This window comes from Luteococcus sediminum (assembly GCF_054783495.1).
Genome location: NZ_BAAGQL010000006.1, coordinates 121,370 through 146,970, shown reverse-complemented (window position 1 = coordinate 146,970; position 25,601 = coordinate 121,370). Strand labels below are relative to the sequence as shown.

Annotated in this window: 22 protein-coding genes, 1 tRNA gene and 1 pseudogene; 16 read left to right on the top strand and 8 right to left on the bottom strand. The window is 70.0% G+C overall.

What is annotated here, in order from left to right; translation table 11 throughout:
* Nucleotides 1-9: 9 nt before the first annotated feature.
* Complete coding sequence (locus ACYVKA_RS04850) at nt 10-972, top strand: TIGR00730 family Rossman fold protein (RefSeq protein ID WP_460703419.1); 963 nt, start codon at nt 10-12, stop codon at nt 970-972.
* 157 nt (nt 973-1,129) lie between these two features.
* Here ACYVKA_RS04850 and ACYVKA_RS04845 read toward each other — a convergent pair whose 3' ends face one another.
* Nucleotides 1,130-3,238 (bottom strand): ArnT family glycosyltransferase, encoded by a 2,109-nt coding sequence (locus tag ACYVKA_RS04845; protein ID WP_460703417.1) that lies wholly within the window; start codon nt 3,236-3,238, stop codon nt 1,130-1,132.
* 281 nt (nt 3,239-3,519) lie between these two features.
* On the opposite strand from ACYVKA_RS04845, the gene ACYVKA_RS04840 reads away from it, so the two are divergent.
* The 3 genes and pseudogenes from ACYVKA_RS04840 (at nt 3,520) to ACYVKA_RS04830 (ending at nt 5,892) form a co-directional block, all read left to right on the top strand.
* Nucleotides 3,520-4,011, top strand: coding sequence for an SRPBCC family protein (locus tag ACYVKA_RS04840; protein ID WP_460703415.1), 492 nt, complete (start codon nt 3,520-3,522; stop codon nt 4,009-4,011).
* Nucleotides 4,008-4,715: pseudogene (locus ACYVKA_RS04835) on the top strand (MFS transporter); the annotation flags it as partial. The gene ACYVKA_RS04840 and the pseudogene ACYVKA_RS04835, both read left to right, overlap by 4 nt.
* 673 nt (nt 4,716-5,388) lie before the next feature.
* Nucleotides 5,389-5,892: a universal stress protein gene (locus ACYVKA_RS04830; protein WP_460703413.1), complete on the top strand. Its 504-nt coding sequence runs from the start codon at nt 5,389-5,391 to the stop codon at nt 5,890-5,892.
* Between the two features lie 95 nt (nt 5,893-5,987).
* On the opposite strand, the gene ACYVKA_RS04825 is transcribed toward ACYVKA_RS04830, so the two are convergent.
* Both ACYVKA_RS04825 and ptsP read right to left on the bottom strand, forming a co-directional pair.
* A complete protein-coding gene (locus ACYVKA_RS04825) occupies nt 5,988-6,299 on the bottom strand; it encodes a hypothetical protein (protein WP_394276566.1) in 312 nt (103 codons plus the stop codon).
* Between the two features lie 193 nt (nt 6,300-6,492).
* Entirely contained in the window at nt 6,493-8,157 is a 1,665-nt protein-coding gene (gene ptsP / locus ACYVKA_RS04820; RefSeq protein ID WP_460703411.1) for a phosphoenolpyruvate--protein phosphotransferase, read from the bottom strand.
* A gap of 283 nt (nt 8,158-8,440) precedes the next feature.
* Here ptsP and ACYVKA_RS04815 point away from each other — a divergent pair, with 283 nt between their 5' ends.
* The 9 genes from ACYVKA_RS04815 (at nt 8,441) to ACYVKA_RS04775 (ending at nt 20,211) form a co-directional block, all read left to right on the top strand.
* Nucleotides 8,441-9,208, top strand: coding sequence for a DeoR/GlpR family DNA-binding transcription regulator (locus ACYVKA_RS04815; RefSeq protein ID WP_394276568.1), 768 nt, complete (start codon nt 8,441-8,443; stop codon nt 9,206-9,208).
* A complete protein-coding gene (locus ACYVKA_RS04810; protein ID WP_460703409.1) occupies nt 9,205-10,164 on the top strand; it encodes a 1-phosphofructokinase family hexose kinase in 960 nt (319 codons plus the stop codon). Before ACYVKA_RS04815 ends, ACYVKA_RS04810 begins: the two co-directional genes overlap by 4 nt.
* 51 nt (nt 10,165-10,215) lie before the next feature.
* Entirely contained in the window at nt 10,216-12,258 is a 2,043-nt protein-coding gene (locus tag ACYVKA_RS04805; protein WP_460703407.1) for a PTS fructose transporter subunit IIABC, read from the top strand.
* A 58-nt stretch (nt 12,259-12,316) separates the two neighbouring features.
* The gene (locus tag ACYVKA_RS04800) at nt 12,317-12,577 is read left to right on the top strand and encodes an HPr family phosphocarrier protein (RefSeq protein WP_394276571.1); all 261 of its coding nucleotides are present in this window, start codon (nt 12,317-12,319) and stop codon (nt 12,575-12,577) included.
* 347 nt (nt 12,578-12,924) lie between these two features.
* Nucleotides 12,925-15,285: a nitric-oxide reductase large subunit gene (locus ACYVKA_RS04795; RefSeq protein WP_460703405.1), complete on the top strand. Its 2,361-nt coding sequence runs from the start codon at nt 12,925-12,927 to the stop codon at nt 15,283-15,285.
* Nucleotides 15,286-15,477: 192 nt separating this feature from the next.
* Nucleotides 15,478-16,851, top strand: a complete 1,374-nt coding sequence (locus tag ACYVKA_RS04790) for a S8 family serine peptidase (RefSeq protein WP_460703403.1) — start codon at nt 15,478-15,480, stop codon at nt 16,849-16,851.
* A gap of 217 nt (nt 16,852-17,068) precedes the next feature.
* Nucleotides 17,069-17,139 (top strand) — tRNA-Gly (locus tag ACYVKA_RS04785).
* A 143-nt stretch (nt 17,140-17,282) separates the two neighbouring features.
* A complete protein-coding gene (locus ACYVKA_RS04780) occupies nt 17,283-18,248 on the top strand; it encodes a metallophosphoesterase (protein WP_460703401.1) in 966 nt (321 codons plus the stop codon).
* Nucleotides 18,205-20,211, top strand: a complete 2,007-nt coding sequence (locus ACYVKA_RS04775; RefSeq protein ID WP_460703399.1) for a glycosyltransferase — start codon at nt 18,205-18,207, stop codon at nt 20,209-20,211. The genes ACYVKA_RS04780 and ACYVKA_RS04775 overlap by 44 nt, the downstream gene beginning before the upstream one ends.
* A 79-nt stretch (nt 20,212-20,290) precedes the next feature.
* Here the strand turns inward: ACYVKA_RS04775 and ACYVKA_RS04770 are convergent, their stop codons facing one another.
* Entirely contained in the window at nt 20,291-20,656 is a 366-nt protein-coding gene (locus ACYVKA_RS04770) for a cytochrome b5 domain-containing protein (RefSeq protein ID WP_394275291.1), read from the bottom strand.
* A gap of 63 nt (nt 20,657-20,719) precedes the next feature.
* Between ACYVKA_RS04770 and ACYVKA_RS04765 the strand changes: the two genes are divergently transcribed.
* A complete protein-coding gene (locus ACYVKA_RS04765) occupies nt 20,720-21,550 on the top strand; it encodes a TetR/AcrR family transcriptional regulator (protein ID WP_460703397.1) in 831 nt (276 codons plus the stop codon).
* A gap of 72 nt (nt 21,551-21,622) precedes the next feature.
* Here ACYVKA_RS04765 and ACYVKA_RS04760 read toward each other — a convergent pair whose 3' ends face one another.
* Complete coding sequence (locus ACYVKA_RS04760) at nt 21,623-22,024, bottom strand: hypothetical protein (RefSeq protein ID WP_460703395.1); 402 nt, start codon at nt 22,022-22,024, stop codon at nt 21,623-21,625.
* A gap of 150 nt (nt 22,025-22,174) precedes the next feature.
* Here ACYVKA_RS04760 and ACYVKA_RS04755 point away from each other — a divergent pair, with 150 nt between their 5' ends.
* A complete protein-coding gene (locus tag ACYVKA_RS04755; RefSeq protein WP_394275288.1) occupies nt 22,175-23,158 on the top strand; it encodes a ribose-phosphate diphosphokinase in 984 nt (327 codons plus the stop codon).
* Between the two features lie 30 nt (nt 23,159-23,188).
* Here ACYVKA_RS04755 and ACYVKA_RS04750 read toward each other — a convergent pair whose 3' ends face one another.
* Nucleotides 23,189-23,617, bottom strand: coding sequence for a thioesterase family protein (locus ACYVKA_RS04750; RefSeq protein ID WP_460703393.1), 429 nt, complete (start codon nt 23,615-23,617; stop codon nt 23,189-23,191).
* Nucleotides 23,618-23,660: 43 nt separating this feature from the next.
* A complete protein-coding gene (locus tag ACYVKA_RS04745; protein ID WP_460703391.1) occupies nt 23,661-24,461 on the bottom strand; it encodes a PIG-L deacetylase family protein in 801 nt (266 codons plus the stop codon).
* Between the two features lie 80 nt (nt 24,462-24,541).
* On the opposite strand from ACYVKA_RS04745, the gene ACYVKA_RS04740 reads away from it, so the two are divergent.
* Nucleotides 24,542-25,033, top strand: coding sequence for a DUF456 domain-containing protein (locus tag ACYVKA_RS04740; protein ID WP_394275285.1), 492 nt, complete (start codon nt 24,542-24,544; stop codon nt 25,031-25,033).
* Nucleotides 25,034-25,051: 18 nt separating this feature from the next.
* Here the strand turns inward: ACYVKA_RS04740 and ACYVKA_RS04735 are convergent, their stop codons facing one another.
* Nucleotides 25,052-25,588, bottom strand: coding sequence for a methylated-DNA--[protein]-cysteine S-methyltransferase (locus ACYVKA_RS04735; protein ID WP_460703388.1), 537 nt, complete (start codon nt 25,586-25,588; stop codon nt 25,052-25,054).
* Nucleotides 25,589-25,601: the final 13 nt, after the last annotated feature.

Here is a 25,601-nt window from a genome sequence, read left to right as displayed (position 1 = left end):
AGGAGACCCATGCCTGGACCCACCATCACCGTCAGCGCCGTCGTCCTGCGCGACGACCAGGGCCGGGTACTGACCGTACGCAAGCGCGGCACCACCCGATTCATGCTGCCCGGCGGCAAGCCGGAGGCCGACGAGTCCCCCGACCGCACGGCGGTGCGCGAGATCGCCGAGGAGCTGGGCCTGGAGCTGCGGCTCGACCGCCTGGAGCTGGTGGGACGCTTCCGCTCCGAGGCCGCCAACGAGGCCGGGCACTCGCTGCTCTCCACCGTCTACAGCCACCCGCTGGAGGGGGTGCCGACGGTGGCCGCCGAGATCGAGGAGATGCGCTGGCTCTCGCCCGACGAGCCGCTTCCCGCCGACCTGGCGCCGATGCTGGAGTTCCGGGTGCTGCCGGCGCTGGCCTCACCGCTGCGCACCGTGACGGTCTTCACCGGGGCCAGCGCCGGAACCGATGCCCGGCTGGGCGAAGCGGTCGCGGAGCTGGCGACCCACCTGGCCGACCACGGCATCGCCATCGCCTACGGCGGCGGGCATGTCGGCCTGATGGGCCGGGTCGCCGACGCCGCGCTGGCGGCCGGGGGCCTGGTGACCGGCGTGATCCCGCAGCACCTGCTGGACCGCGAGCTCGCCCACCCCGGACTGACGGACCTGCACGTGGTGGACACCATTCACCAGCGCAAGCAGCGGATGACCGAGCTCGGCGACGCCTTCGTCGCCCTGCCCGGCGGGATCGGCACCTTGGAGGAGCTCTTCGAGGCCTGGACCTGGCAGCAGCTCGGCCTCCATGCCAAGCCGGTGGCCCTCTACGACGTGGGCGGTTTCTGGCAGCCGCTGCTGGCGATGGTCGACTCCATGGTGGACAAGGGATTCCTGGATGCCCGCTTCCGCGAGTCGCTGGTGGTGGCCGGCTCGCCCGAGGAGCTGCTGGGGCTGCTGCGCGGCTGGCATCCCGCGCGCGAGAAGTGGAGTTGAGCCCGCAGGCTGCTGGAAATGCGCCGCTGGCGGCGCACGACACGTTCAAATCTCGTTGGCCGCCGTATGCGCTGCATTTACTGCCCCATGCCAGCACGCCCCCGACCCGAAGGGGCCGGGGGCGTGGTACCCGACGTTCCACGTGGAACGGGTGGGGTCAGCTGCTGGTCAGGTCATAGACGGTGGCGCCGCCGACGGTCTTCGCGGTGAAGTTCTCCTGCACCCACTGGCTGATCTCGGCGCCGGAGCCACTGTCCCCGCCGGGTCCACCCCTGCCACCACCGGAGATGAAGTAGCTGATGTCCCCGTTGGCGGCGTAGGCCTTGAACTGCTCGAGGGTGACGTTCTCGTCACTGCCCGACCATCCGCCGATCGACATCACGGCGGTGTCCGAGTCGAGGATGTAGCCGGCGGCCGTCTGGTCACCGATCACCGCGGCAGACCACCTGGAGCTGATGGAACTGAGCAGCTCGGTCAGTGCGGAGCTGGTCTGCTCGGCGTCGCCACCCCCGTTCCCGGTGGGAGCGCTGCCGGTGCTCGACTGCCCCTGCTGGGTGCCGGTCGGAGCGGTGCCGGTCGGAGCGGTACCGGTCGGAGCGGTACCGGTCGGAGCGGTGCCGGTCGGAGGCGTGCCACCCCGCTGTCCGCCACCCATTCCACCCATGGCGCTGCCGGCGACGGCGGGACCCGAGGTGGGCATCGAGCCCGTGTGGCCGACGTTCACCGTGGCGACGGTCCAGGCTGCCGCCGGGGTGACGGCGGCAACGGATCCTGCGATCAGGGCTGCCAGGGCCAGGGTCTGCAGCTGCTTGCGCTGCGAGATGCCCAGGACCAGGTAGGCCAGGGCACCGGCCAGGCCACCCACGAGGGCGACCCACCGCAGCCAGCTGTTCCAGCCGTCGGCGCTGGTCTCCAGCAGGTGGAATCCCCACCCGGCGGTGACGGCGACGGCCAGCGCCACCACGGTGCGCCAGACGATGCCCACCGCGCCTTCCCGACGACCCTGCTCGACCAGTTCCCGACCCGCCACCGCAATGGTGGCGGCGATTCCGGGGGTCAGGGCGATGGCGTAGTAGGTGTGGACGGTGCCCTCCATGAAGCTGAGCACCAGGGCGGTGGAGACCATCCAGCCGCCCCAGACCACCAGCGAGGCACGCACCCGGTCGGTGCGAGGGGCCAGGCCACGAGCGGCAAGGCCGGCGAGGAGCAGGATCAGCGCGGCGGGCAGGAACCAGCTGGTCTCGGTGGCGAACTGGCTGTTGAACATGCGGGTGATGCCGGTGCTGCCACCGAAGCCACCGCCGGGGCCACCACCCTGGCCGCCACCGCCATTGCCGGCGCCGCCGAGGATGCGACCCAGGCCGTTGTAGCCCAGTGCCAGTTCCCACAGCGAGTTGTTGGTGGAGCCACCGATGTAGGCGCGCCTGGCGGCGGGCCACAGCGAGACGAGGGCGACGAACCAGCCGGCCGAGACGACCATCGAGAGCAGGGCGGCGAGCAGGTGCCCGAGGCGGGCCCGGATGCTGCGGGGAGCGGCCAGGGCATAGGCCAGCACGAAGCCTGGCAGCACGAGCATGCCCTGCAGCATCTTGGTGAGGAAGGCGAAGCCGATCGCGGCTCCGGCGGCCACCATCCAGCGCAGGGCGGTGCGGCCACGGCTCGTCTCGATGGCACGCACGACGCAGTAGCCGGCCAGCGACATCAGCAGGGTGAGCATCGCGTCGGGATTGTCGAAGCGGAACATCATCGCGGCGACGGGGGTGACCAGCACCAGTGCACCGGCGACCAGGCCGGCGGCGTGACCGTGCCAGCGACGCACCGCGGCGGCGACCGTCGCGACGGTGCCGATGCCCATCAGCGCCTGCGGCAGCAGCAGCGAGAAGGAGGAGAAGCCGAACAGGCGGGCGCTGAGGCCCATCACCCACAGCGAGGCCGGGGGTTTGTCGACGGTGATCGCATTGGCGGAGTCGAGCGAGCCGAAGAGCCAGGCGGTCCAGCTCTGGGTGCCCGACTTCACCGCGGCGGCGTAGAAGTCATTGGCGTAACCGCTGTTGGTCAGGTTCCACAGGTAGACCATGGCGCTGAGGGCCAGCAGCGCCCACAGGCCGGGACGAGCCCAGGCGGGGTCGGACTCGTCGCCGAGCAGGATCCGGGCCGTGCGGCCGCGGCGGGGCTGGACGGTGGAGCCGGTGGGCTCCTCCGCGCGTTGGCCGAGCCTGTCGAGGGCGGCTGGTCGGCTGCCGCGCAGCAGGGGGAGGGTGGTCATCGGGAGACCTTTCGTCGTCGGGTACTCCCACACACTCCCGAGCGAGCCTATGTGTCTGCTGTGTGGCGTCGGGGAGACGTCTGTGGATCCTCGGGCCGGACTGAATTCCCCATCCGGACTCCGTTCGGTGTCCGTTCGGATGCAATCGGCAGCACGCGATGTCCGACTGGTCGTGCCCGGAAGATTCGGGGCCGGACTGACTTACGAAGACGATCCCGGATGTGGGAGCGTTCTCCCACACACCCCTGGGCCAAGGGCCCACACGGCAGAACAGGCAACCCATGACAGAGCACCAGATCCTCGTCGTGGAACGGGAATTCCCGTACCCGCGCGAGGTCCTCTTCGAAGCCTTCACCGATCCCGGAAAGATGTCGCAGTGGCGCGGATCGCCCGGCTGGCACGTCGACCAGAGCACCATCACCAGCGACCTGCGCACCGGCGGACGCCACCACCACGACAAGGTCCGCGAGTCCGACGGCCATGTCGTCGGCACCGACGCGGTCTTCACCGAATTCTTCGCCCCCGACGTCTTCGTCGCCCGCCAACGGATCACGGGCGACGAGGGCATCGATCCCCACGTGCCGCTGGAGCTGCGCGTCGAGTTCACCCAGCTGGGCCGCCGCGGACGAACTCTGGTGCGCATCATCCAGGGCCCCTATGACCCCTCGCAGTCCCAGCTGCACACCGACGGCTGGGCGCTCGAGCTCGAGCGCCTCGATGCCTGGCTGCAGGCCAATGCCGCCGGCAGCCGCACCGATGGGGGCCGTCGATGACCGCCACCACCACCACCGCCCGGGTGCAGCAGAAGTCGCTGATGAGCATGAAGCAGATCCTGCTCATGAACCTCGGCTTCTTCGGCATCCAGTACTCCTTCGGCATGCAGCAGACGGCGATGACGCCGCTCTACTCGATGCTCGGCGCCTCGCCCGAGGACCTCCCGCTGCTGAACCTCGCCGGCCCCATCACCGGCCTGCTGATCCAGCCCATCATCGGCGCCCTCTCGGACGGCACCTGGGTGGAGAAGGGCTTCTTCCGCGGCCGTCGCCGCCCCTTCTTCCTGATCGGCGCCATCGGCTGCGCAGTCTGCCTCTTCCTGTTCCCCTTCGTCTGGGCGGTCTGGGTCGCGGCGCTGCTGCTGTGGATCCTGGATGCCAGCAACAACACCGCAATGGAGCCCTACCGCGCCTTCATCGCCGACAAGCTGCCCCCCTCGCAGCTCGGCAAGGGCTTCCTGGCGCAGTCCTTCTTCACCGGCCTGGGCATCACCCTCGCCAACCTGTCGATCACCTTCTTCCAGTGGATCTTCGGGCTGGGTAGTGGCCACGGCGTCCCGAAGTGGGCTTTCGGTGCCTTCATGCTGGGCTCGGTCTGCTCGCTGGTCACCGTGCTGATCTCGGTCACCACCACTCCCGAGAACGAGCCGAGCGCGGCCGAGCTGGCCGAGATCCGTGCCGCCAAGGCCGAGGGCGGCGGCGTCAAGAAGTTCTTCCGCGACATCACCGATGCCGTGGTCGACATGCCCACCCCGATGAAGGTGCTGGCGGGCGTCTACTTCTTCCAGTGGTACGCGATGAACTGCTACTGGCAGTACGTCGCCCTGGCCATCGCCAAGGTGCTGCACAACACGACCGACCTGAACTCGGTCGGCGGCCAGCTGGCCAGTGCGCAGGCCGGCAAGGTGAACGCCACCTACAACATCGTCACCTTCTGCGTTGCCTTCGGCCTGGTGGCGCTGGCCAAGAAGCTCGGCGCCAAGTGGGTGCACGCCATCTGCCTGTGGTGCGCCACCGTGAGCCTACTGGTCTTCCCGCACATGAACAGCGCGGTGGGCCAGATCATTGCCATCGTGGGTCTCGGCATCGCCTGGGCCTCCATCATGGGCGTGCCCTACATCATGATCGTGCGCATGGTCCCGTCGAGCCGCTATGGCGTCTACATGGGCCTGGTCAACATGATGATCGTCATCCCGATGCTCATCCAGACCCTCACCTTCGGCTGGGTCTTCAAGCACTTCCTGGGCAGCGACCCGGCGCGTGCGCTGAGCTTCGCGGGCATCATGCTGGCCATCGCCGGCGTTGTGATGCTCTTCATCAAGGAGCCCCCAATCGTCAAGGACGTCGAGGACGTCATCACCCAGGCAGGAGTATGACATGGCACGCATGAACAACTACGGCACGATCGTCGTCGGCACCGATGGCTCCGAACTGGCCGAGCCGACCGTGGCCCGCGCCGCCTGGCTGGCCTCGCACGAGCAGGCCGAGCTGGTGGTCGTGTGCGCCTGGTCGAGCCTGGCCGGGCGCGTCGAAGCCAAGAACACCACCACCATGGGCGGCGACCTGGCCATCATCAACCAGGTGAAGGGCCGCGAGGCGGCCGAGCAGGCGGTGATGAAGGCCGTCGAGGTGGCCGGTGAGTACGGGGCGACGGTCAAGGCGGCCCTGCTGGTGGAGGGTGACCCGGCCGCGGCGCTGCTACAGACCGCCGGCCAGCACGGCGCCGAGCTGATCGTCATCGGCGCCATCCGGGACCGTTCGATCGCCGAGCGGCTGCTGGGCACGGTGGCCACTGACGTGGTGCGCCGCGCCACCTGCGAGGTGCTGATCGTGCGCCCGCCGATGCCGGTGACCGAGCTGGAGGTGCCGCAGTCGGCCTGAGCCGACCGTGCCATGGGCTGAACGAGACGCCGTGGGTGTGGAACCTAGTTCCACGCCCACGGCGTCATCCGTTGGCGCTGGCGGCCAGGCGGGGCTCACCAGAGCTGGTCGCCCACCCGGTCCTCCTCGTCGTCGATGTAACCGTCGTCGTCGCGGGGACGGGCCGCCAGCGAGGTGGGCATGTTGCGACCCGAGTCGTCCTTGCCGGGGTCGATCGACAGGCGGGTGACCACCAGGTCGATGCCGAGGCCGGGCGGGACGGGGCCGTCGGCAACCAGACGCGGCTCTTCCTGGTCCACGGGGCGGACCCAGACGTGACCCTGGGCGTCGAGCACGGCGTCCAGCTTGCCGCGCAACACGGTCTCGTCAGCCAGCAGGATCCCTCCGGGGGGTGCGGTGAACAGCATCGAATCTTCCTTCTGGCATGTTGCGGAGGCCGATGCGCCCGCAGCGGGGGTCAACTCTAGCCACCGGCATCGCATTCCCCGTCACTCGTCGGGGGCGTTCTCAGTGGCCTCTTGGCGCAGACGCGAAGGGCCCCCGCAGGCAGCCGGTCTGGAAGCGGTGCGTGCGGGGGCCCGTGGACGGGACCCGGCCGGGTCAGGCCTGGGCGAGCGCCGTGCGCGCAGCCTCGGCGGCTGCCGTCGGATCGGCTGCAGCCAAGGCAGCCTGGGCTGCGGCCTTGCACTGCTCCGGGGTCACCTGCGCCAGCTGGGCGCCGACCGCCGGGATGGCGGCGACGGCCATCGACAGCGAGGTGACACCCATGCCGACCAGCACGCAGGCGAGCACCGGCGAGGCGGCGGCCTCACCGCACACGCCCACGGGCTTGCCCAGCTTCTGGCCCGCGGCGGCGGTCATCGCGATCAGTTCCAGCACGGCCGGCTGCCACGGCGTGGTGAGGCTGGCGAGCTTGGCGCTCATCCGGTCGGCGGCCATCGTGTACTGGGTGAGGTCATTGGTGCCGATGCTCATGAACTCGACGTGCTCCAGGAACTTCTCGGCCTGCACGGCCACGGCCGGCACCTCGACCATGATGCCGGGCTTGAGCCCACGCTCACGGCACTGCTCGGCGAAGCTCCTGGCCTCGTCGACGGTGGCGATCATCGGGGCCATCACCCAGGTGGGTTCGCCCTTGCTGGCGGCCTGGATGGCGTCGAGCTGGTTGGTGAGGATGGCCGGTTGGTCGGTGGCGATGCGGATGCCGCGCACGCCCATGGCCGGGTTCTCCTCCTCGTCCATGTTGGCGAACTTCAGCGGCTTGTCGCTGCCGGCGTCGAGGGTGCGCACGACGACCTTCTTGCCGGGGAAGGCGTTGATGACGTCGGCATAGATCGCAGTCTGCTCCTCGACGGTGGGCTCCTTCTCGGCCGAGAGGAAGCACAGCTCGGTGCGGAACAGGCCGATGCCCTGGGCCTCGGAGGCGGCGGCACGGGCGGCACCGGCACCGTCCTGCACATTGGCCAGCACGTCGACGGGGGTGCCGTCGGCCAGCTGGGCGGGGCCGCGCCAGCTGCGGATCGCCTCGCGGCGCTGCTCGTCGGCCTCGACCAGCGAGGTGGCGGAGGCGGCGTCGACGCCGAGGCGGATGGTGCCCTGTTCACCGTCGACGAGCAGCAGCTCACCGGTGGCGATGGCGGACAGGCCGTCAACGGCCACGATGCAGGGGATGCCGAGCTGGCGGCTGATGATGGCGGTGTGGCTGGTGGGGCCGCCCAGCTCGGTGACCAGGCCGATGACCAGGGTGGGGTCGAGGCCGGCGGTGTCGGCGGGGGCCAGGTCGTCGGCGAGCAGGATCGACGGCTCGGACGGGGCGGGCACGCCGGGCTCGGGGCGTCCGAGCAGCTCGGCGATGACGCGATCACGGATGTCACGCAGGTCGGTGGCGCGCTCGGCCATCAGGCCGCCGATCTTCTCGAACATGGCGACGAACTCGTCGGTGGCCCGGGCGGTGGCCTGCGGGGCGGGGACGCCCTTGTTGACGAGCTTGATGATGGCCTTGTGCCAGCCCTTGTCCCGGGCGAGCGAGGCATTGGCCTCCAGGACGTTGGCGGCGACGCCGGTGGCGTGGGAGGCGCGCTCGGCCAGGCGGCCGGCGACGGTGGCGGCGGCGGCGGAGAAGCGGGCGACCTCCTCCTCGCGGCCCCCCTCGGGGATGGTGGGGCTGTGCTCGGGCAGCTGCGGACGCGGTGCGGTCCAGATCGCAGGGGCGTGGGCGACGCCGGGGACGACTCCGGTGCCGCGGTACTCGGTGGCGGTGCTCATGTGGGAACCCTTCGGTGTGCGTGACGCCCCGGTGTCCGCAGTCGGTTCGTTCCGGATCGTCCCGGTTCGAATCTGTGGCCGCAGGCGGGCGGTCGTGCCTGCGACGCCGCAGGCAGTGCCCCCACAATAGAACACGGGGGCCCACATTTCACCGTCTGGTCAGCAATTGACCCTTGCCAGTTCTCACACAATCACATACGATAAAAACCGACGCAGACATGGATCGCCGTTGTTTCATGTTGTATTTGCTGGATGGGCCGCCACAGGGGTCGAGGAGGACGCCATGTACGCCGAGGAGAGACGCACCCTGCTGGTGCAGATCGCGCACGGCGAGGGGCGCGTCCAGGTCACCCAGGCGGCCGCCCGTTTCGACGTCACCCCCGAGACCATCCGCCGCGACCTCGAGGTACTCGACCGGCACGGCATCCTGCGTCGCGTCCACGGCGGCGCGATGCCCGCCACCATCCTCCAGCTGGGCGACCTCGCCCTGGCCGAACGCGAGAAGAGCCACAGCGAACAGAAGGACCGCATCGCCGCAGCCGCCGTCCGCCTGCTGCCCGAACAGCCCTATGCCTCGGTGCTGGTCGACTCCGGCACCACCACCGGACGCCTTGCCGCGCAGGTTCCCACCGAGACCCGCCTGTCCTTCTTCACCAACAGCCTCCCGATCGCCGCCAGCCTGTCGAGCCGCACCAGTGCCGACGTCCAGCTGCTCGGCGGGCGCGTCAAGGGCCTCACCCAGGCCTGCGTCGGTGGAGCCCTGGTTGCCGCGCTCGGCCGACTGCACACCGACGTCTGCTTCATCGCCGCCAACGGGCTCTCCCTGGAGCACGGCCTGTCCACCCCCGACGCCGAGGAGGCCGTCGCCAAGGAACAGATGGTCGCCCGTGCCCGGCGCACCATCGCACTGCTCGACAGCTCCAAGTTCGACGTCCAGACCGCCTGCACCTTCGCGCCACTGGACGCCATCGACGTACTGGTCACCGACGCCATCACCCCGAAGCAGAGCGAGCTTCTCACCCAACAAGGAATCGAGGTCGTCCTCGCATGATCGTCACCTTCACCGCCAATCCCAGCCTCGACCGCACCGCCCGGCTCGAGGGAGGCCTGGCCCGCGGCGGCGTCAACCGCCTGGGCGAGGTCAGCGCCGAAGCCGGGGGCAAGGGCGTCAACGTCGCCCGCGCCGTCCACCTGGCCGGACGGCCCGGCCTCGCCGTGCTGCCCGCCGACGACTACGACCCTGTCATCCAGGGCCTTCGGGCCCTCGGCGTCGCGCACCGGGGGGTGTCCACCGGGCAGCCGGTGCGCGCCAACCTCACCCTGGTGGAGGCCGACGGCACCACCACCAAGCTCAACGAACCCGGCAGCCCACTCGACGAGGAACGCCAGGTGGCCCTGCGCAATGTGCTGCTGGCCAGCGCACACCAGGCCCGCTGGGTGGCCCTGTGCGGATCCCTGCCGCCCGGCGCCCCCACCGACTGGTACGCCGACCTGGTCCGTCACCTGCGCCCGCTCGGCGTGCGCATCGCCGTCGACACCTCCGACGCCCCCCTGATGGCGCTGGCCCGCCACCTGCCCGAGGCCGCCCCCGACCTGGTCAAGCCGAACTCCGAGGAACTCGGCCAGATCACCGGCACCGACGGGCTGGAGCTGGAGCGCCAGGCCGCCGAGGGCAACTGGAGCCCGGTGCTCGAGGCCGCCCGCCAGCTCACCGCCCGCGGCATCGGCCAGGTGCTGGTGACCCTCGGCGGCTCCGGCGCGCTGCTGGTCACCGAGGAGGGCGCCTGGCATGCCGCCGCCCCCAGCATCACCGTCGCCTCCACCGTCGGCGCCGGCGACTCCTCGCTGGCCGGCTACCTGATGGCCGACTGCGACGACCTGCCTCCCGAGGAGCGCCTGCGACGCGCCGTCGCCTGGGGCAGCGGCGCCGCCGCCCTGCCCGGATCACAGCTGCCGGGGCCCAGCCAGGCCCCCGTCGACCAGGTGCACGTCACCCGGATCGACTGACGCCACCGCGTCCCCGTCACAGACCTGCAAGAGAAAATGGAAGGTACACCGATGTCCACCTCACTCATCGAGCCCGGACTGGTGGCGCTCGACGTCCACCTGGGCGAGACCAAGCAGGAGGTGATCCGCTCCCTGGCCGGCATCGTCGCCGCCACCGGACGAGCAGACGCCGACCAGCTGGCCACCGACGCGCTGGCCCGCGAGGCCAAGTCGCCCACCGGCATGCCCGGCGGCTTCGCCATCCCCCACTGCCGCTCAGCCGGGGTCAACACGGCCTCGCTCGGCTTCGCCCGCCTCACCACGCCCGTCGACTTCGGGGCCAAGGACGGCCGCGCCGACCTGGTCTTCCTGATCGCCGCCAGCGAGCACGGTGGCGCCGACCACATGAAGCTGCTCACCAAGCTGGCCCGTGCCCTGGTGAAGAAGGACTTCCTCGTGGCCCTGCGCGAGGCCCGCACCCAGGACGAGGTTGTCGAGCTGGTCCGCAGCGCCGTCGAGCCCAATGGCCCCGAGGCGGCCCCCGGCCAGCCTGGCAATGTGGTGCCGATCGGCGGGGACGCGGCCCCCGCGGCCGACTCCGGCACGCCGTCGATCATCGCCATCACCGCCTGCCCCACTGGCATCGCCCACACCTACATGGCCGCCGACTACCTCACCGGGGCCGGTGACGAGATGGGCGTCGAGATCGTCACCGAGCCCCAGGGCTCCACCGCCACCGACCCAGTCACGGCAGAGCAGATCAAGCGCGCCAGCGCCGTCATCTTCGCCACCGACGTGGGCGTCAAGGGCCGGGAGCGCTTCGCCGGCCTGCCCATGGTCGAGTCGGGTGTCAAGCGCGCCATCAACGAGCCGAAGAAGATGATCGAGGAGGCCCTGGCCGCCGCCAAGGACCCGAAGGCGCCGCGCGTCGCCGGTGACGCCTCGGCCGCTGCCGACTCCGGCGCCGGCGGCGCCAAGAGCCAGCTGTCGTTCGGCAAGCGCATCCAGCAGGCCCTGATGACCGGCGTCAGCTACATGGTGCCCTTCGTCGCCGCCGGCGGCCTGCTGATCGCGCTGGGCTTCCTGCTGGGCGGCTATGACATCACCACCAATGCCACCGACATCATCACCAAGAACTCGATCACCAACCTGCCCGATGCCGCCCTGGCACCACACGCGATGGGCCACCTGCCGCTGACCGCCTACCTCGGCGCGCTGCTGTTCACCCTGGGCGCCACGGCCATGAGCTTCCTGCTGCCAGCCCTGGGCGGCTACATCGCCTTCGCCATGGCCGACCGCCCCGGCATCGTGCCCGGCTTCGTCGCCGGGGCCGTGGCCGGTGCGACGGGTGCCGGCTTCCTCGGCGCCCTGGTCGGCGGACTGATCGCCGGTGCCGTCGCCGCCTGGATCGGTGGCTGGCGCGTTCCTCGCTGGCTGCGCGGCCTGATGCCCGTGGTGATCATCCCGCTGCTCGCCACACTGGTGGCCGGTGGGTCGCTCTACCTCGTACTGGCCCGTCCGATCGCCGTGCTGATGCGCATGATGACCAATGGCCTCAACGGGATGACCGGCGCCTCGATCATCGGCCTGGGCGTGATCCTGGGGCTCATGATGTGCTTCGACCTCGGCGGGCCCGTCAACAAGGCCGCGTACCTGTTCGCAACCGCCGGGCTGAGCGCCGGCACCACGTCCTCGTTCAAGGTGATGGCCGCCGTGATGGCCGCCGGAATGGTGCCGCCGCTCGCGCTGGCCCTGGCCACGGCCCTGCGTCCCAAGCTGTTCACCAAGGTGGAGCAGGAGAACGGCCGCGCCTCGTGGCTGCTGGGCGCCTCCTTCATCAGCGAGGGTGCGATCCCCTTCGCCGCTGCCGACCCGCTGCGCATCATCCCGGCCACCATGGTCGGTGGCGCAGTCACCGGTGCCCTGAGCATGGCCCTGGGGGCGCAGTCACGCGCACCCCACGGCGGTGCCTTCGTCCTGTTCGCCATGGACGGCACCTGGTGGAAGTTCCTCATCGCGATCGCCGTCGGCACCGTCATCTCGGCGGCCCTCGTGATCATCCTCAAATCTCTCGGAAAGAGGAACTCCGAGGCCCCGGCTGCCGTTGCGGCCTGACATCAGTCACAATTGAATCCATCACCATCACGTAGTGATCCACAGCAAGGAGAACACCATGGCTAGCAAGACTGTTACCGTCGGCTCCAGCGTCGGCCTGCACGCCCGTCCCGCCGCGATCATCGCCGAGGCCGCTGGCGAGTTCGACGACGAGGTCACCCTGGCCGTCGACGGTGAAGAGGCCGTCGACGCCAGCTCGCCGCTGCTCATCATGACCCTCGGTGCCGAGAAGGGCGCCCAGGTCACCGTCGAGAGCGACAACGCCGAGGCCGTCGAGAAGATCGCCGCCCTGGTCGAGCGCGACCTGGACGCCGAGTGACACCAGCCTGACCCGCAGTACCCCGAAGGGGCCGGACGCATCGTCGTCCGGCCCCTTCGTCGTGCCCGGGCAGGTGATCCGGGGCGCGTGATCCGGGGGCGCCGTCCACAAACCACATCGACAGCGGGCGTCATTGCACCCACGGCAGCGAGGGGTCTTCTCAGTGTGGTTTCTGGACGAGGGTGCTGGTGGACCACAAGGTGCACCCCGGGGTCTGGCCATCGGGACGAATGTGGGAGATTATTTATACGGCTAATTCCGTGAAAAAAGGAGATCCCTTGTCCAGAACGAAAGCAGTATCCCAGGCAGGTCTTGGAGATGCCGCGCCCCAGCCCCCGAAGACCTCCATGAACCCCCGCGACCGCCGCTGGTGGACCGCACTGGCCGTCGTCGTGCTGGGCTCCTTCGCCGTCCTGCTCTACATGGGCGTGCGCATCGACCACTCCAAGCCACCCATCCCCACCCAGGTGGTGGCCGCCGACGGCAGCGTCGTCGTCGAGGCCGGCCAGGTGATGGACGGCCAGCGGGTCTGGCAGTCCATCGGCGGACAACAGGTCGGCTCGGTCTGGGGCCACGGCGCCTACGTCGCCCCCGACTGGACCGCCGACTGGCTGCACCGCGAGACCACCTTCCTGCTCGACCACTACGCCGCCCAGGAGGGGGCCAAGAGCTTCCAGGAGCTCGACCCGGAACGCCAGGCGGCGCTGCAGGCACGCGCCAAGCAGGCAATGCGCACCAACACCCACGACCCCGCCACCGGGACCATCACGCTCGCACCGGGCCGGGCCGAGGCCTACCGCGCCAATGCCGAGCACTACGCCCAGGTCTTCCGCGACGGCAACGAGCCCTATGCCATCGCCAAGGGCTCCGTGGCCGACGCGCAGGCCATGGCCGACATGAACGCCTTCTTCTGGTGGTCCAGCTGGGCCGCCTCCACCGACCGCCCAGACGGCAGCGAGTCCTACACCGCCAACTGGCCGCACGAGCCGCTGGTGGGCAACACCCCCACCACCACCAACGTGCTGTGGAGCATCGTCAGCTTCATCCTGCTGCTCGGCGGCATCGCCGGCATGGTCTGGTACCACAACCTGCACGACGACAACGAGGTCACCGACACCCCGCCCGACGACGACCCCCTGCTCGGCTACCAGCCCACCCCCTCTCAACGGGCCACGCTCAAGTACTTCTTCGCCGTCGGCGGCCTGTTCGTGCTGCAGATCGCCGTCGGAATCCTCTCGGCGCACTACGGCGTGGAGGGCGGTGCGCTCTACGGCATCCCGATCGACCGCGTCCTGCCCTATCCCGTGGTGCGCACCTGGCACACCCAGCTGGGCATCCTGTGGATCGCCACCGCCTGGCTGGCCACCGGGCTGTACGTCGCCCCCGCCGTCGGTGGACGCGAACCACGGCTGCAGAAGCTCGGCGTCAACGTGCTCTTCTGGGCCCTCATCGTCGTCGTGCTCGGCTCGATGGCCGGCCAGTGGCTCTCCATCCGCGGCCAGATGGGCTACGGCACCGAGCTGAGCTGGTGGCTCGGCACCACCGGCATGGAATACCTCGACCTGGCCCGCGCCTGGCAGATCGGGCTGTTCATCGGCCTCTTCCTCTGGTTCTTCCTGATGGCACGCGGCATGTGGCCGGCCGTGCGAGGGGCCAGCCACGGCGAGCACATCACCCCCACCAGCGAGGCGCCGCTGGCCTCGGGATCGCAGCGCAGCCTCGTGGTGATGCTGCTGATGAGCTGCCTGGCGATCGCCTCCTTCTTCGGCGCCGCCTTCGGCATGGGCCACGACACCCACCTGTCGATCACCGAGTACTGGCGCTGGTGGGTGGTCCACCTGTGGGTGGAGGGTTTCTTCGAGGTCTTCGCGACGGTCGTGATCGCCTTCCTGTTCAGCCGCCTGGGCCTGGTGCGCTCCGGCATGGCCGCCACCGCCACGATTGCGTCGACCACCGTCTTCCTCTTCGGCGGCATCATCGGCACCGGCCACCACCTCTACTTCGCCGGCTCCGACGATGTCGTGATGGCCCTCAGCGCCGCCTTCAGCGCCCTCGAGGTGGTGCCGCTGGCCCTGATCGGCTTCGAGGCCATCCGCAACCTGCGCATCCTCAAGGTGGGCGAATGGGTGGCCGGTTACAAGTGGGCCATCTACTTCTTCGTCTCGGTCTCCTTCTGGAACATGCTCGGCGCCGGCGTCTTCGGCTTCCTGATCAACCCACCCATCTCGCTGTTCTACGTCCAGGGCCTCAACCTGACGCCGCTACACGCCCACACCGCCCTGTTCGGCGTCTACGGCATGCTCGGCATCGGCCTGATGCTCTTCTGCGTGCGCAGCCTGATGCCCGGGCGCGAATGGAACGAGCGGTGGCTGCGATGGGGCTTCTGGGGGCTCAACGGCGGCCTGCTGATGATGAGCCTGCTCAGCCTGCTGCCGCTCGGCCTGGCCCAGGCCTGGGCCAGCATCGAACGGGGAACCTGGTGGGCGCGCAGCTCCGACTTCCTTGCCAGCCCCACCCTCACCGCGCTGCGCTGGCTGCGCACCCCCGGCGACATCGTGTTCGCCCTGGGAGCGCTGGCCATCGGCATGTTCATGGTTGGCCTGCTCACCGGCCACTCCTACCGCTCCCACGAGCCCATCCACCGGGCCGGACGGGTGGCCCCGCAGCCGGGCGCATCGCTCGACCAGGAGGTGTCCAACAGGCACTGACAAGCCGATTCCATCGCCACCACAGGGGTGCCGGACGCATCATCGTCCGGCACCCCTCGTCATGCCCGCGAGCACCTGAAAGAAGCTCAGCGAAGACTTCGCCTACCCACACCGACCAAGCGACTTTTCGGGCCTGGTGGGGTGTCTGATGGACCTCGAAGGCGCAGCACCCACAGTTCGAGAGGCAGATCCATGACCAGCACCACCCAGCCCCGCACCAGCCGCCACCTGGCCCTGCTGCTGAGCACCGTGCTGGCCGTCGTCGGCATCCTCACCGTGGGCTCGCTGACTCCGGAGGCCGACGCCGCCGCGACACCCCGCGCCTACCTGGTCAATGCCCGCACCGCCGGCCAGACCGCCGCCGCGCAGAGGGCCGCCGTCAAGGCCGGCGGCCAGGTGGTGCAGGCCTGGCCGCAGATCGGCGTCATCGTCGTGCGCTCCACCCGCGCCGGCTATGCCAAGAAGCTGATGGCGCTGCGTGACCGCTCCGTGCTCAGCGTGGGGGATGCCCGCAACGAGGCCGCGCGCGACCGCGTCACCGTGAACCGCTCGGTGGCCGTCTCCTCACCCGGACGACGGATCACCGCGACCGCGACGAAGGTGGGCAAGGCCGACCCGCTGGCCCCGCGCCAGAAGCACCTCGCCCAGGACCGGGCGGTGCAGGCGCAGAAGCTCACCCCAGGATCGTCGTCGGTGGTGGTTGGCGTGCTCGACACGGGCGTCGACGACCGCCACCGTGACCTGGCCCCCAACTTCAGCGCCGCTGACTCGGTGGACTGCACCGCCGGCGGCCGGCCCAACACCGCCAAGGGCGCCTGGCGCGGCAGCGACCCGCACGGGACCCACGTCGCCGGCACCATCGCCGCCGCCCGCAATGGCTACGGCGTCACCGGCGTCGCACCCGGTGCCCACGTCGCCTCGGTGAAGGTGGTCAACGGCAATGGCGAGTCCTTCCCCGAGTACATCGTCTGCGGCCTGGTCTGGTCGGGCACCCGCCAGCTGGCCGTCACCAACACCTCGCTCAACCTGTTCGACCTGTGGTGCGGTGAGCTGAACATCGGTGGCCCGGCCCTCACCGCGGTGAACCGCGCCATCGCCTATGCCAACAAGCGCGGCGTGGTGCAGGTGCAGTCGGCCGGCAATGCCTCGATGGACGTGAGCTGGCAGCGCGGCGAGAGCTGCCACGACCCGCTGGCCGAGAGCCCTCTGGTGGTCAACGTCGCCTCCGTGGACACCAAGGGCCGCCTGTCCGCCTTCTCCAGCTTCGGCAAGGGAATGGTGGACATCGCCGCCCCCGGTGAGGCTGTCTACGCCACCACCACCGGCAACCGGTTCACCACCCGCACCGGCACCTCGCAGGCCGCGCCGCAGGTGGCCGGCACCATCGCCCTGATGCGCTCGCGCAACCCGAAGCTGGGCGTCGGCGAGGTCACCCAGCGCCTGCTCACCACCACCAAGGCCCCGGCCGTGAAGGGCCTGGGCAGCGAGTGCACCGGCACCCCCCGCAAGAACTCCTGCACCGGGGCGGGGCAGCTCGACAGCTACGCGGCCGTCCGCGCCGCCTGATCCCGACCGCCCGACGCGCGCAACCTGACCCCGAGCCGCCTGGTTCCGGGCAGTCGCGCAGTAATTGCAGCCCATACGGCCACGGAGGACATTTGAACGTGTCGTGCGCCGCCAGGAGGCCGTTTTCAGCAGCGGCGCAGTTCCATCAGCGCCGAAAGGGCCAGCAGCACCGCGGATTTTGGGTCAACCGAAGCCCGGCGGTAGTGTGGGTGGTCTTGCGGGTGTAGTTCAGTAGCAGAACACCCACCTTCCTGGTGGGAGAGCTTGGTGCAATTCCCGGCGCCCGCTCCGCATCGAAGGGCCGCTGCCTCTGGCAGCGGCCCTTCGCCATGCCCGAACCCATTGCCCCCAGCCCCCGCGCCCCCAGCCCCCGCGCCCCCAGCGCCACACCCTCAGCCGCGTCCCAGCGCCACCCACCTAGGCTCGGGCGCATGAGCCAGACCGCCGACCCCAGCCCGTCCCGCCTGCGACGGGTGCTGCGCTGGGTCGGACGGCTGCTGCTGGTCGGCATCCTGCTGCTCTGCCTGGTCGTGACGATGAGCTGGTACGAAGTGACCCACACCAAGCTGGCCACCCTGGAACTGTCCAGTCCCAGGGTCAGCGGCCGGCCACTACGGGTGATGCAGATGACCGACCTGCACGACGTCTCCATGCCGCAGCGCCAGGAGGTCATCGAGATGGTCCGGGAACAGGACCCCGACCTGATCGCCGTCACCGGCGACCTGATCAACATGTACACCGAGGACCTGAACCGTGTCGACGCCTGGTTCGCCGACCTGGCGGCGCTCGGCATCCCCGTCCACGTCGTCCCCGGCAACCACGACCACTGGGAGGGCCGGGTGGGCCCCGTCGTCGAGATGGCCCAGGCCAACGGCGCCACCGTCCTGCAGAACACCAACGTCACCTTCGACGGCCCCTGGGGCAAGCTCGACGTGGTCGGCACCGACGACTACTACACCGGCGTCGGCGACCTGGACAAAGCCATGCAGGGCACCCGCGAGGACGCCTTCCAGCTGGTGCTGACCCACTCCCCGCAGGTCTTCGACGACCTCGCCGCCAGCGATGCCGAACTGGCCATCTGCGGCCACACCCACGGCGGGCAGGTGCGCATTCCCGGCATTGGCGCCATCCACACCCCTGGCGGCGGCGGGCTCTTCCCGCGCCTCGACAAGGGCCTGTTCGACTGGCGGCGGCGGGCTCTTCCCGCGCCTCGACAAGGGCCTGTTCGACGCGGGCAGCGCCCAGCTCTACATCGACTCGGGCGTGGGGCAGTCGATCCCGTTGCGGCTGTTCGACCAGTCACAGATCACCCTCATCACGATCCACCCTTCCTGAGACTGCTAGGTTCCCTGCATGGCTCGGATCGGTTTCATCTCCCTGCACACCTCGCCCCTTGACGCACCGGGCTCGAAGGATGCCGGCGGCATGAACGTCGTGGAGCTGCACCAGGCCAAGGCGCTGGCCGATCGGGGGCACCAGGTGGAGCTGGTGACCCGGCGCGACAACACCGACCAGCCCGACCTGGTGGAGGTCCACCCAGGAGTGGTGGTGCGCCAGCTCGTCGCCGGCCCCACCGAGCCGCTGGCCAAGAGCGCCCAGGAGGAGTGGATCGAGGACTTCTCCACCGCGCTGCGCGAGCTGGAGCCCTATGAGGTGATCCACTCCCAGCACTGGATGAGCGGCGTAGCGGCACTGCCCGTCGCCAAGGCCTGGGGCGTGCCGCACGTCCAGAGCTTCCACTCGGTGGCAGCCCTTCCCGGCGACCCGCTGAGCGAGGGCGAACCGCCCGAGTCCCCCGGCCGCAATGCCGGCGAGCGCCTGATCGCCCGCGAATCGGACCTGGTGGTGGCCGTCAGCCGCTACGAGGCCCGCACCATCATCGAGCGCTGCGGCGCCGACCCGGCCCGCGTCGTCGTCGTGCACCCCGGCGTCGACTCGAGCCTCTTCCACCCGACGGACGGCCATTGCCGCCGCTGGGCCCCCGAGCTCACCGGACCCGACGAGCCGCCCCAGTACGGCCGGGTGTGCGTCGCGCCCAATCCCAATGGTTTCCTGCTCTTCGCCGCCCGGCTGCAGCCGCTGAAGGCGCCCGACCTGGCGCTCGTCGCACTGGCCGGGATCCCGGAGGAGATCCGTCCCACGCTGGTGATCGCCGGTGAGGCCAGCCAGGACTTCGCCGACTACCGGCAGGAACTGATCGACCTCTCGCACAGCCTGGGCATCACCAACCAGGTCTGCTGGCTGGGTTCGCAGTCCCGAGAGGACCTGGCCCGCCTGATCCGAGGCGCCCGGGCCGTGCTGGTGCCCTCCTATTCCGAGACTTTCGGCCTGGTCGCGCTGGAGGCCTCGGCCTGCGGCGTGCCCGTGGTCAGCGCCGACTCGGGAGGCCTGCGCGAGGTGGTCGTCGACGGCCTCACCGGGGTGCTGGTGCAGGAGCGCACCGCCGAGGCCTGGACCGACACCCTGACCGAGCTGCTGCGCGACCCGCACCGCATGGTGCGGATGGGCACCGCCGGACGCGAGCGGGCCCTCGGCTTCGGCTGGGAGGAGGTGGCGGTGCAGTTGGAGAGCCACTACCGCACGCTGCTGGACCCCGGTCGGGCCGAGCAGCGCCGTGGCGCCCTCGACGGCGTGCGCCGGGCCCTGTTCGTCCACGCCCATCCCGACGACGAGACGCTGTCCACCGGTGCCCTGGTGACCCACATGCGCTCGCTCGGGATCGCCTGTGACCTGGTGACGGCGACTCGCGGCGAGAGGGGCGAGGTCGTCCCCGGGCCGCTCTCCCGCCTGGCCGGTGCCGGCCTGGAGGCGCACCGGCAGGAGGAGCTCGCCAGCGCCCTGCGCGCACTGGGCATCGAGCGGCATGTCTTCCTGGGCACCGAACCCGCCCGGGCGGCCGGTCTCGAGCCGCGCCGCTACCGCGACTCGGGGATGGTCTGGGTGCGCGAGGGGCTGGCCGGTCCTGCCGATGCCGGCGACGAGCACAGCCTCACCTCCGGAGACATCGAGGACGAGGTGGCCGACCTGATGGCGCTGGTTCAGGCCTGGCAGCCCGACCTGGTGATCGGCTACGACCTGGGCGGTGGCTACGGACATCCCGACCACGTGCGTCTGCACCACGTCGCCCGCATCGCGGCGGCCCGCAGCGGGGTGCGCTTCGCCGAGGTGCGCGATGAGCCCGGCTTCGACGTCGAGTGGTTCGACCTGCCCGAGACGCTGCCGACGGTCGTCGAGGCCCTGCGCCAGCACCAGACGCAGCTGACGGTGCAGCCCTCGGGCACCGAGATCGTCCATTCGGGCGGCCAGCGCGAGGGGATCGTCACCAGTGTCGGGCTGGCCGTGAAGGGGCCGCAGGCCTGAGATGGTGCCACACGCACCACGGGGCGCGACTCGGGTGCTGGCCATCGGCGGCTGAACAGAACTCCCCGTGTCGGCTGCCTCACCCGTCGTAACCGCCCACCACGGGCATCTTCTGCAGTACGGTCACGGCATGGCCGGAGCCGACGAAGGCCTCGGTGCAGTCCTGGCCTGCCTCTACGCCGTGATGTCGGCCGCGGGCCCACTTCGGGAAGCCGCCCATGTCGTAGACGATGCCGTCGACGGCGATCCAGCAGGCCTGCCCGTCCTCGCAGGTGGCGTCGCCGAGCTGCTGGGCCGTGACCCTGCGGCTCTCGATCCGGTGCTGTTCGGCGGCGCTGAAGGTGCGCCCAAGCTTTGACCGGTCGCCGACATTGGCCGGTGGCTTCATCACCATCCAGACCACCACCAGGGCCATCCCGACGACAACTGCAATGGTCCACCACATGGCTCCACTCCTCCGAGAGTTTGATACATCATGTCTCATACGGATGAAGATACACTGTGTCTCATGACCGCGAGAACCTGCCTCTCCGAACAGGAGACCCGCCAGAGACTGCTCGACCTTGCCGTCCAGCGACTAGTCGACGAAGGGCTCGGCGTGGGGCTCGATGCCATCCGCGTCGAGAAGCTGATCACCGAGGCGGGCGTCTCGCGCGCCAGCGCCTACCGGTACTGGCCCCGTCGCGACGACTTCCTTGCCGATGCCCTGGTCGAAACCGTGCGGCGAACCACGCTCATCCCGGAGGGCAGCCAGGACTTGGCACGCCTGCAGGAGATCCTGACCGCCCACGACGACCAGCTCGACACGGAGACCGGTCGCCGGCAGCTGGTGGTGGAGGCACTGCGCGTCAGCATCGATGCCGACGTGCGCCGCCTGCTCGCATCACCTCACTGGCGCGTCTTCATGGCCTTGGCCACCACCCACCAGGCGCTGCCCGACGACCAACTGCGGGAGACGGTCGGGCAGGCACTGGTAGAGATGGAGCGCGCCTTCGTGGAACGCCGCGCGGAGGTCTACCAGGGACTCACCCACCTGATCGGCTACCGGCAGCGTCAGCCCTGGCAGGGACGAGAAGGCTTCGTCGCGCTCTCCGAACTGGCCGGCCTGACCATGCGCGGGATCCTCTCGCGCGCCCTCACCCAACCGGACTGGCTCGACGAGCGCAGCGAGATGACCCCCTTCGGGGGCGTACCCGCCGCGTGGTCACAGGCCGAGGTGGCGCTGGCGCAGGTGCTGCTCACCCACCTGGAGCCGGACCCCACCGTCGACTGGACACCGGAGCGGATCAATCAGGCCCGACAGGACTTCGCGGCAACTGCTCGTTCCCTGGGCGCTTGACCCACACACGACGAAGGGCCCCGACCGTCCGGTCGGGGCCCTTGGCGCAGGAAGACCCGCGCAGGAACAGGGTCAGATGCGGCTGGCGGTCGTGCGCTTGTTGAGCAGGCTGTACAGGCTCACCGCGGCACCGATGAAGGCCAGGCCGAGCACGACGTGGATCCACTTGATGGCCTCGCTGCCGCCGCCGGCCTCGACCATGCCGATCTGGACCAGCGCGAGCACCGGCAGGCTCAGGGTGTGGAAGAGCAGGCCCTTCGCGGTGGGATCGGCCTTGCTGGCCTGGAAGGCGAAGACGGCGGCCACCAGGCTCGCGAGGAAGGTCAGGTAGCCGAAGCCGCCGTGGGCGTCGGCCAGCGACCAGGAACCGGTGAGCATCGCGATGCCGAGGCCGAGCTGGATCAGCACGGAGGCGATGATCACCAGGGCGGTGGTCTTCAGGCGGGACAGGGGGGCGAGAAGGGTGTTGGCCATGCACCGAGCCTAGGCGATCAGCGCCATGCAGCCGTCATCGTCAGTGGCCCGCGGTGCCCGCGTGTCACGAGTACTGGTTTCAATCCCCGGCCCTGCGGACGGCGCACTGGGGGATAGGATTCAGCCGACAGCTCCGATGGAAGGCACCACGTGAAGGACATCGTCGTTTTCTCCGGAACGGCCCACCGGCAACTGGCGCAGGAGATCTGCGGCAACCTGGGGGTCGAGCTCAGCGGGGTGGACATCAAGCGCTTCAGCAATGACTGCATCCAGGCGCAGCTGCTGGCCAACTGCCGGCGACGCGATGTCTACATCGTGCAGCCGCTGGTTCCCCCGACGCAGGAGAACCTGATGGAGCTGCTGCTGATGATCGACGCAGCCCGCGGCGCCTCCGCGGAGTACATCACCGCGGTCATGCCCCACTACGCCTATGCGCGCAGCGACAAGAAGGACGCCAGCCGCATCTCGATGGGTGGCCGTCTGGTGGCCGACATGCTGAAGACCGCCGGCGCCACCCGGGTGCTCACGATGAGCCTGCACTCCCCGCAGGTGCAGGGATTCTTCTCGATGCCGGTGGACCAGCTCACCGCCATCGGCGTGCTGGCCGACCACTACAAGGGCAAGGACCTGTCCGACTGGGTGGTCGTCTCCCCCGACTTCGGCAATGCGAAGGAGGCCGCCACCTTCGCCCGCCTGCTGGGCATTCCGATGGCCGCCGGCAGCAAGAAGCGGGTCAGTGACGACAAGGTGGTCATCGACTCCATCGTCGGCGACGTCGTGGGCAAGAAGGCCATCGTCATCGACGACGAGATCGCCACCGGCGGTTCCATCCTGGAACTGCTGGACAAGCTCGAGGAGTTCGGCTGCCAGCAGGCCTCGATCTGCACCACGCACGGCCTGTTCAGCGGCAAGGCCGTCGAGCGGCTCCAGGGCCACCACATGATCACCGAGGTGGTCACCACCAACACCGTCCCGCAGGACCATCCCGGCTGGACGCAGCTCGAGGTGCGCAGCGTCGGCCAGCTCTTCAGCGAGGCCATCCGCCGCACGCACGCGGGCAAGAGCGTGAGCAAGCTCTTCCGCGGCGTCGACCCGCAGTACGCCCCGCCGCCGCCCCGCGACGGGCTCTTCTGAGCGGCACCCGAGAAGGCCGGTCGCCCCGCGCTAGCGGAGCAGGCCTGCCTTTTTCGCCCGCTTGGCCAGGCCCGCCTCGAAACGTGCCTGGTCGAGTACGGCGCGGGAATGACGCCCCTCGCCGATCGGCCCCAGGTCGTCGAAGGCCTCCACCCGCCACCAGACGGTGATCCCATCGACCTGGGTGACGGTGCATTCGTAACGCACCGTCATGCCGGACAGGGTGGCGCCGGTGTGGGAGAGCTCGACGTGCGTGCCCACGCTGCACTGCCCCTCGTCCAGGTGCGGCCGCAACGCCTCCATGCAGGCCCATTCCATGACCGCGACGAAGTAGGCCGTGGCGAAGACCCGCGGGACGCTCTGGAACTCGGGCGACTCGGGCAGCACGTCGGGCACGCACCTGTCCTCGGGCACCACATAGGTCATGGTGTGGGTCTGGCCCACCGTGATCTGGCTCATGCCCCGACAGTTTGCCAATGTGCACGGGGATTGGGAAGGGTGCTCAGTCGAGGGGCGTGAAGGGCCAGCCGGGCTGCATTCCGTTGGGGCGTCCGTGTTCGCGGTAGTGCTCGTGGCCGAAGCCGGCCAGGAAGACCTCGTCCGGCATGCCGGTGAGCATGCCGATGTCGGTGGTCTGGCTGGCATGGCACAACAGCGCCTGCCGCTTGAGCCCCACCACCTCGGTGACGTCGACGGCCCAGTGGATCTCGGCCTCGGGGGTGCCCATCGGGTTGCCGTCGTCGGCCGGACCGTGGGGGTCGAAGTCCATCTCCAGTCCGGCCTCGCGGGCGGCCTGGAAGCCTGCCGCCATCCGGTCGCGGTTGGCGGTGCTCTCCAGCACCCGGGGACGGCGACGGGCCAGCTGTGCGGCGCGGTAGGCCACCGGGTGCACCCTGACGTGGTCCGGGTGGCCGTAGTTGCCGTGCCAGTCGTAGCCCACCAGCACGTCGGCGTCCTCCTCGTCGAGGATGCGCGCCAGACGTCCCGCGGCCTCGTCCAGGTCGGCATTGCAGAAGGCTCCCGGCTCGGCATTCATGTCCCAGCCGGTCATGCCCGAGTCCTTGTAGCCCAGCCACTCGACGCGGGCGGTGCCGAGCACCTCGGCGGAGGCCCGGGCCTCGCTGCGGCGACGGTCGACGAGGGTCTCGCCCTCGTGCAGGTCCTCGGGCACCTCGCCGTGGTCGCCATTGGTCGCATAGACCACCACCACCCGGTCCCCGCGACGTGCGGCGCGGGCCATGGAGCCGGCCGTGCTGGAGGCCTCGTCGTCGGGATGGGCGTGCAGGAAGACGATGGTGGTCATGGACCAATGATTCCACGCATGTCGTTGAGCACTGGACCATTTGGGGCGGTGTCCGGCCACCGCTCCCCTAGTCTGGAACCATGACCCCTGCCGTGCTCGCCGTGATCTGCGCCCTGCTCATCCTCGTGGGCCTCAGCGGCATCGTCGTCCCCGTCCTGCCCGGCAGCATCACCGTCGGTGTGGCCGCCCTGGTCTGGGCGGTGTGGGGCAATTCCAGCTGGGGATGGATCGCCTTCGGCGTGTCAGCCGTCCTGCTGGCCATCGGCGCCGGTTCGTCGCTGCTGCTCACCAGACGCGACCTGCAGCGGGTCGAGGTGCCGCGCTGGCCGATCGTGGTGGGTGTGGTCTGTGCCGTGGCCGGCTCCTTCCTGGTGCCAGTGGTGGGCCTGGTGCTCGGCTTCGTCTTCGGCCTGTTCTGTGCCGAACTGGTGCGGGTGAAGGACATCGCCACCGCCGGCCGCACCTCGATGGTGGCGCTGAAGGCAATCGGCATCGGCATGTGCATCGAGCTGGGCTGCGCCCTGGCCGCCACGGCGGTGCTCACCACCAGCATGCTGACTGGCGTCTTCTGAGACTGACCTTCCCCGGGGTCAGGGCCGCACCGGAGGCCCCGGTGCGAGGGCACTGCGCCCCGCCAGCCAGGCCTCGTGGTCGAGCAGCCAGCGCTTGCGCCACGGGCCGCCCGCATAGCCGGTGAGCGCGCCCGATGCCCCCACCACCCGGTGGCAGGGCAGCACGAGGCAGATCGGATTGCGCCCCACCGCCCCCCCGACGGCCTGGGCCATCCGCGGATTGCCGAGCTCCCGGGCCACCTGGCCGTAGGTGACCGTCTCGCCCAGCCCGATGCGGCCGAGCTCGTCCCAGACGCGACGGTCGAGGGCGCTGCCACCACTCGGGGCCAGGGGCAGCTCGAAGCTCGTGCGCCCGCCCGCCAAGTAGGCACGCACCTGGGCCGTCGCCTCGCCCAGCACCGGATCGGCCCCGGCATCGACCATCTCCCCCTGGAGCGCACGCTCCTTCTTCACCCGGTGGTCGTCGAAGTAGAGCCCCACCAGCGAAGGACCGTCGACCACCAGGGTGAGCGGCCCCAGCAGGCTCTCGATGACGCAGCGGCGCATCTCGTCCATGACAGCAGCCTAT

Bases quoted from the DNA above. Each gene is read 5' to 3' on its own strand.
- ACYVKA_RS04850 (WP_460703419.1), top strand. From the start codon at position 10: ATGCCTGGACCCACCATCACCGTCAGCGCCGTCGTCCTGCGCGACGAC.
- ACYVKA_RS04845 (WP_460703417.1), bottom strand. From the start codon at position 3,238: ATGACCACCCTCCCCCTGCTGCGCGGCAGCCGACCAGCCGCCCTCGAC.
- ACYVKA_RS04840 (WP_460703415.1), top strand. From the start codon at position 3,520: ATGACAGAGCACCAGATCCTCGTCGTGGAACGGGAATTCCCGTACCCG.
- ACYVKA_RS04830 (WP_460703413.1), top strand. From the start codon at position 5,389: ATGGCACGCATGAACAACTACGGCACGATCGTCGTCGGCACCGATGGC.
- ACYVKA_RS04825 (WP_394276566.1), bottom strand. From the start codon at position 6,299: ATGCTGTTCACCGCACCCCCCGGAGGGATCCTGCTGGCTGACGAGACC.
- ptsP (WP_460703411.1), bottom strand. From the start codon at position 8,157: ATGAGCACCGCCACCGAGTACCGCGGCACCGGAGTCGTCCCCGGCGTC.
- ACYVKA_RS04815 (WP_394276568.1), top strand. From the start codon at position 8,441: ATGTACGCCGAGGAGAGACGCACCCTGCTGGTGCAGATCGCGCACGGC.
- ACYVKA_RS04810 (WP_460703409.1), top strand. From the start codon at position 9,205: ATGATCGTCACCTTCACCGCCAATCCCAGCCTCGACCGCACCGCCCGG.
- ACYVKA_RS04805 (WP_460703407.1), top strand. From the start codon at position 10,216: ATGTCCACCTCACTCATCGAGCCCGGACTGGTGGCGCTCGACGTCCAC.
- ACYVKA_RS04800 (WP_394276571.1), top strand. From the start codon at position 12,317: ATGGCTAGCAAGACTGTTACCGTCGGCTCCAGCGTCGGCCTGCACGCC.
- ACYVKA_RS04795 (WP_460703405.1), top strand. From the start codon at position 12,925: ATGAACCCCCGCGACCGCCGCTGGTGGACCGCACTGGCCGTCGTCGTG.
- ACYVKA_RS04790 (WP_460703403.1), top strand. From the start codon at position 15,478: ATGACCAGCACCACCCAGCCCCGCACCAGCCGCCACCTGGCCCTGCTG.
- ACYVKA_RS04780 (WP_460703401.1), top strand. From the start codon at position 17,283: ATGAGCCAGACCGCCGACCCCAGCCCGTCCCGCCTGCGACGGGTGCTG.
- ACYVKA_RS04775 (WP_460703399.1), top strand. From the start codon at position 18,205: ATGGCTCGGATCGGTTTCATCTCCCTGCACACCTCGCCCCTTGACGCA.
- ACYVKA_RS04770 (WP_394275291.1), bottom strand. From the start codon at position 20,656: ATGTGGTGGACCATTGCAGTTGTCGTCGGGATGGCCCTGGTGGTGGTC.
- ACYVKA_RS04765 (WP_460703397.1), top strand. From the start codon at position 20,720: ATGACCGCGAGAACCTGCCTCTCCGAACAGGAGACCCGCCAGAGACTG.
- ACYVKA_RS04760 (WP_460703395.1), bottom strand. From the start codon at position 22,024: ATGGCCAACACCCTTCTCGCCCCCCTGTCCCGCCTGAAGACCACCGCC.
- ACYVKA_RS04750 (WP_460703393.1), bottom strand. From the start codon at position 23,617: ATGAGCCAGATCACGGTGGGCCAGACCCACACCATGACCTATGTGGTG.
- ACYVKA_RS04745 (WP_460703391.1), bottom strand. From the start codon at position 24,461: ATGACCACCATCGTCTTCCTGCACGCCCATCCCGACGACGAGGCCTCC.
- ACYVKA_RS04740 (WP_394275285.1), top strand. From the start codon at position 24,542: ATGACCCCTGCCGTGCTCGCCGTGATCTGCGCCCTGCTCATCCTCGTG.
- ACYVKA_RS04735 (WP_460703388.1), bottom strand. From the start codon at position 25,588: ATGGACGAGATGCGCCGCTGCGTCATCGAGAGCCTGCTGGGGCCGCTC.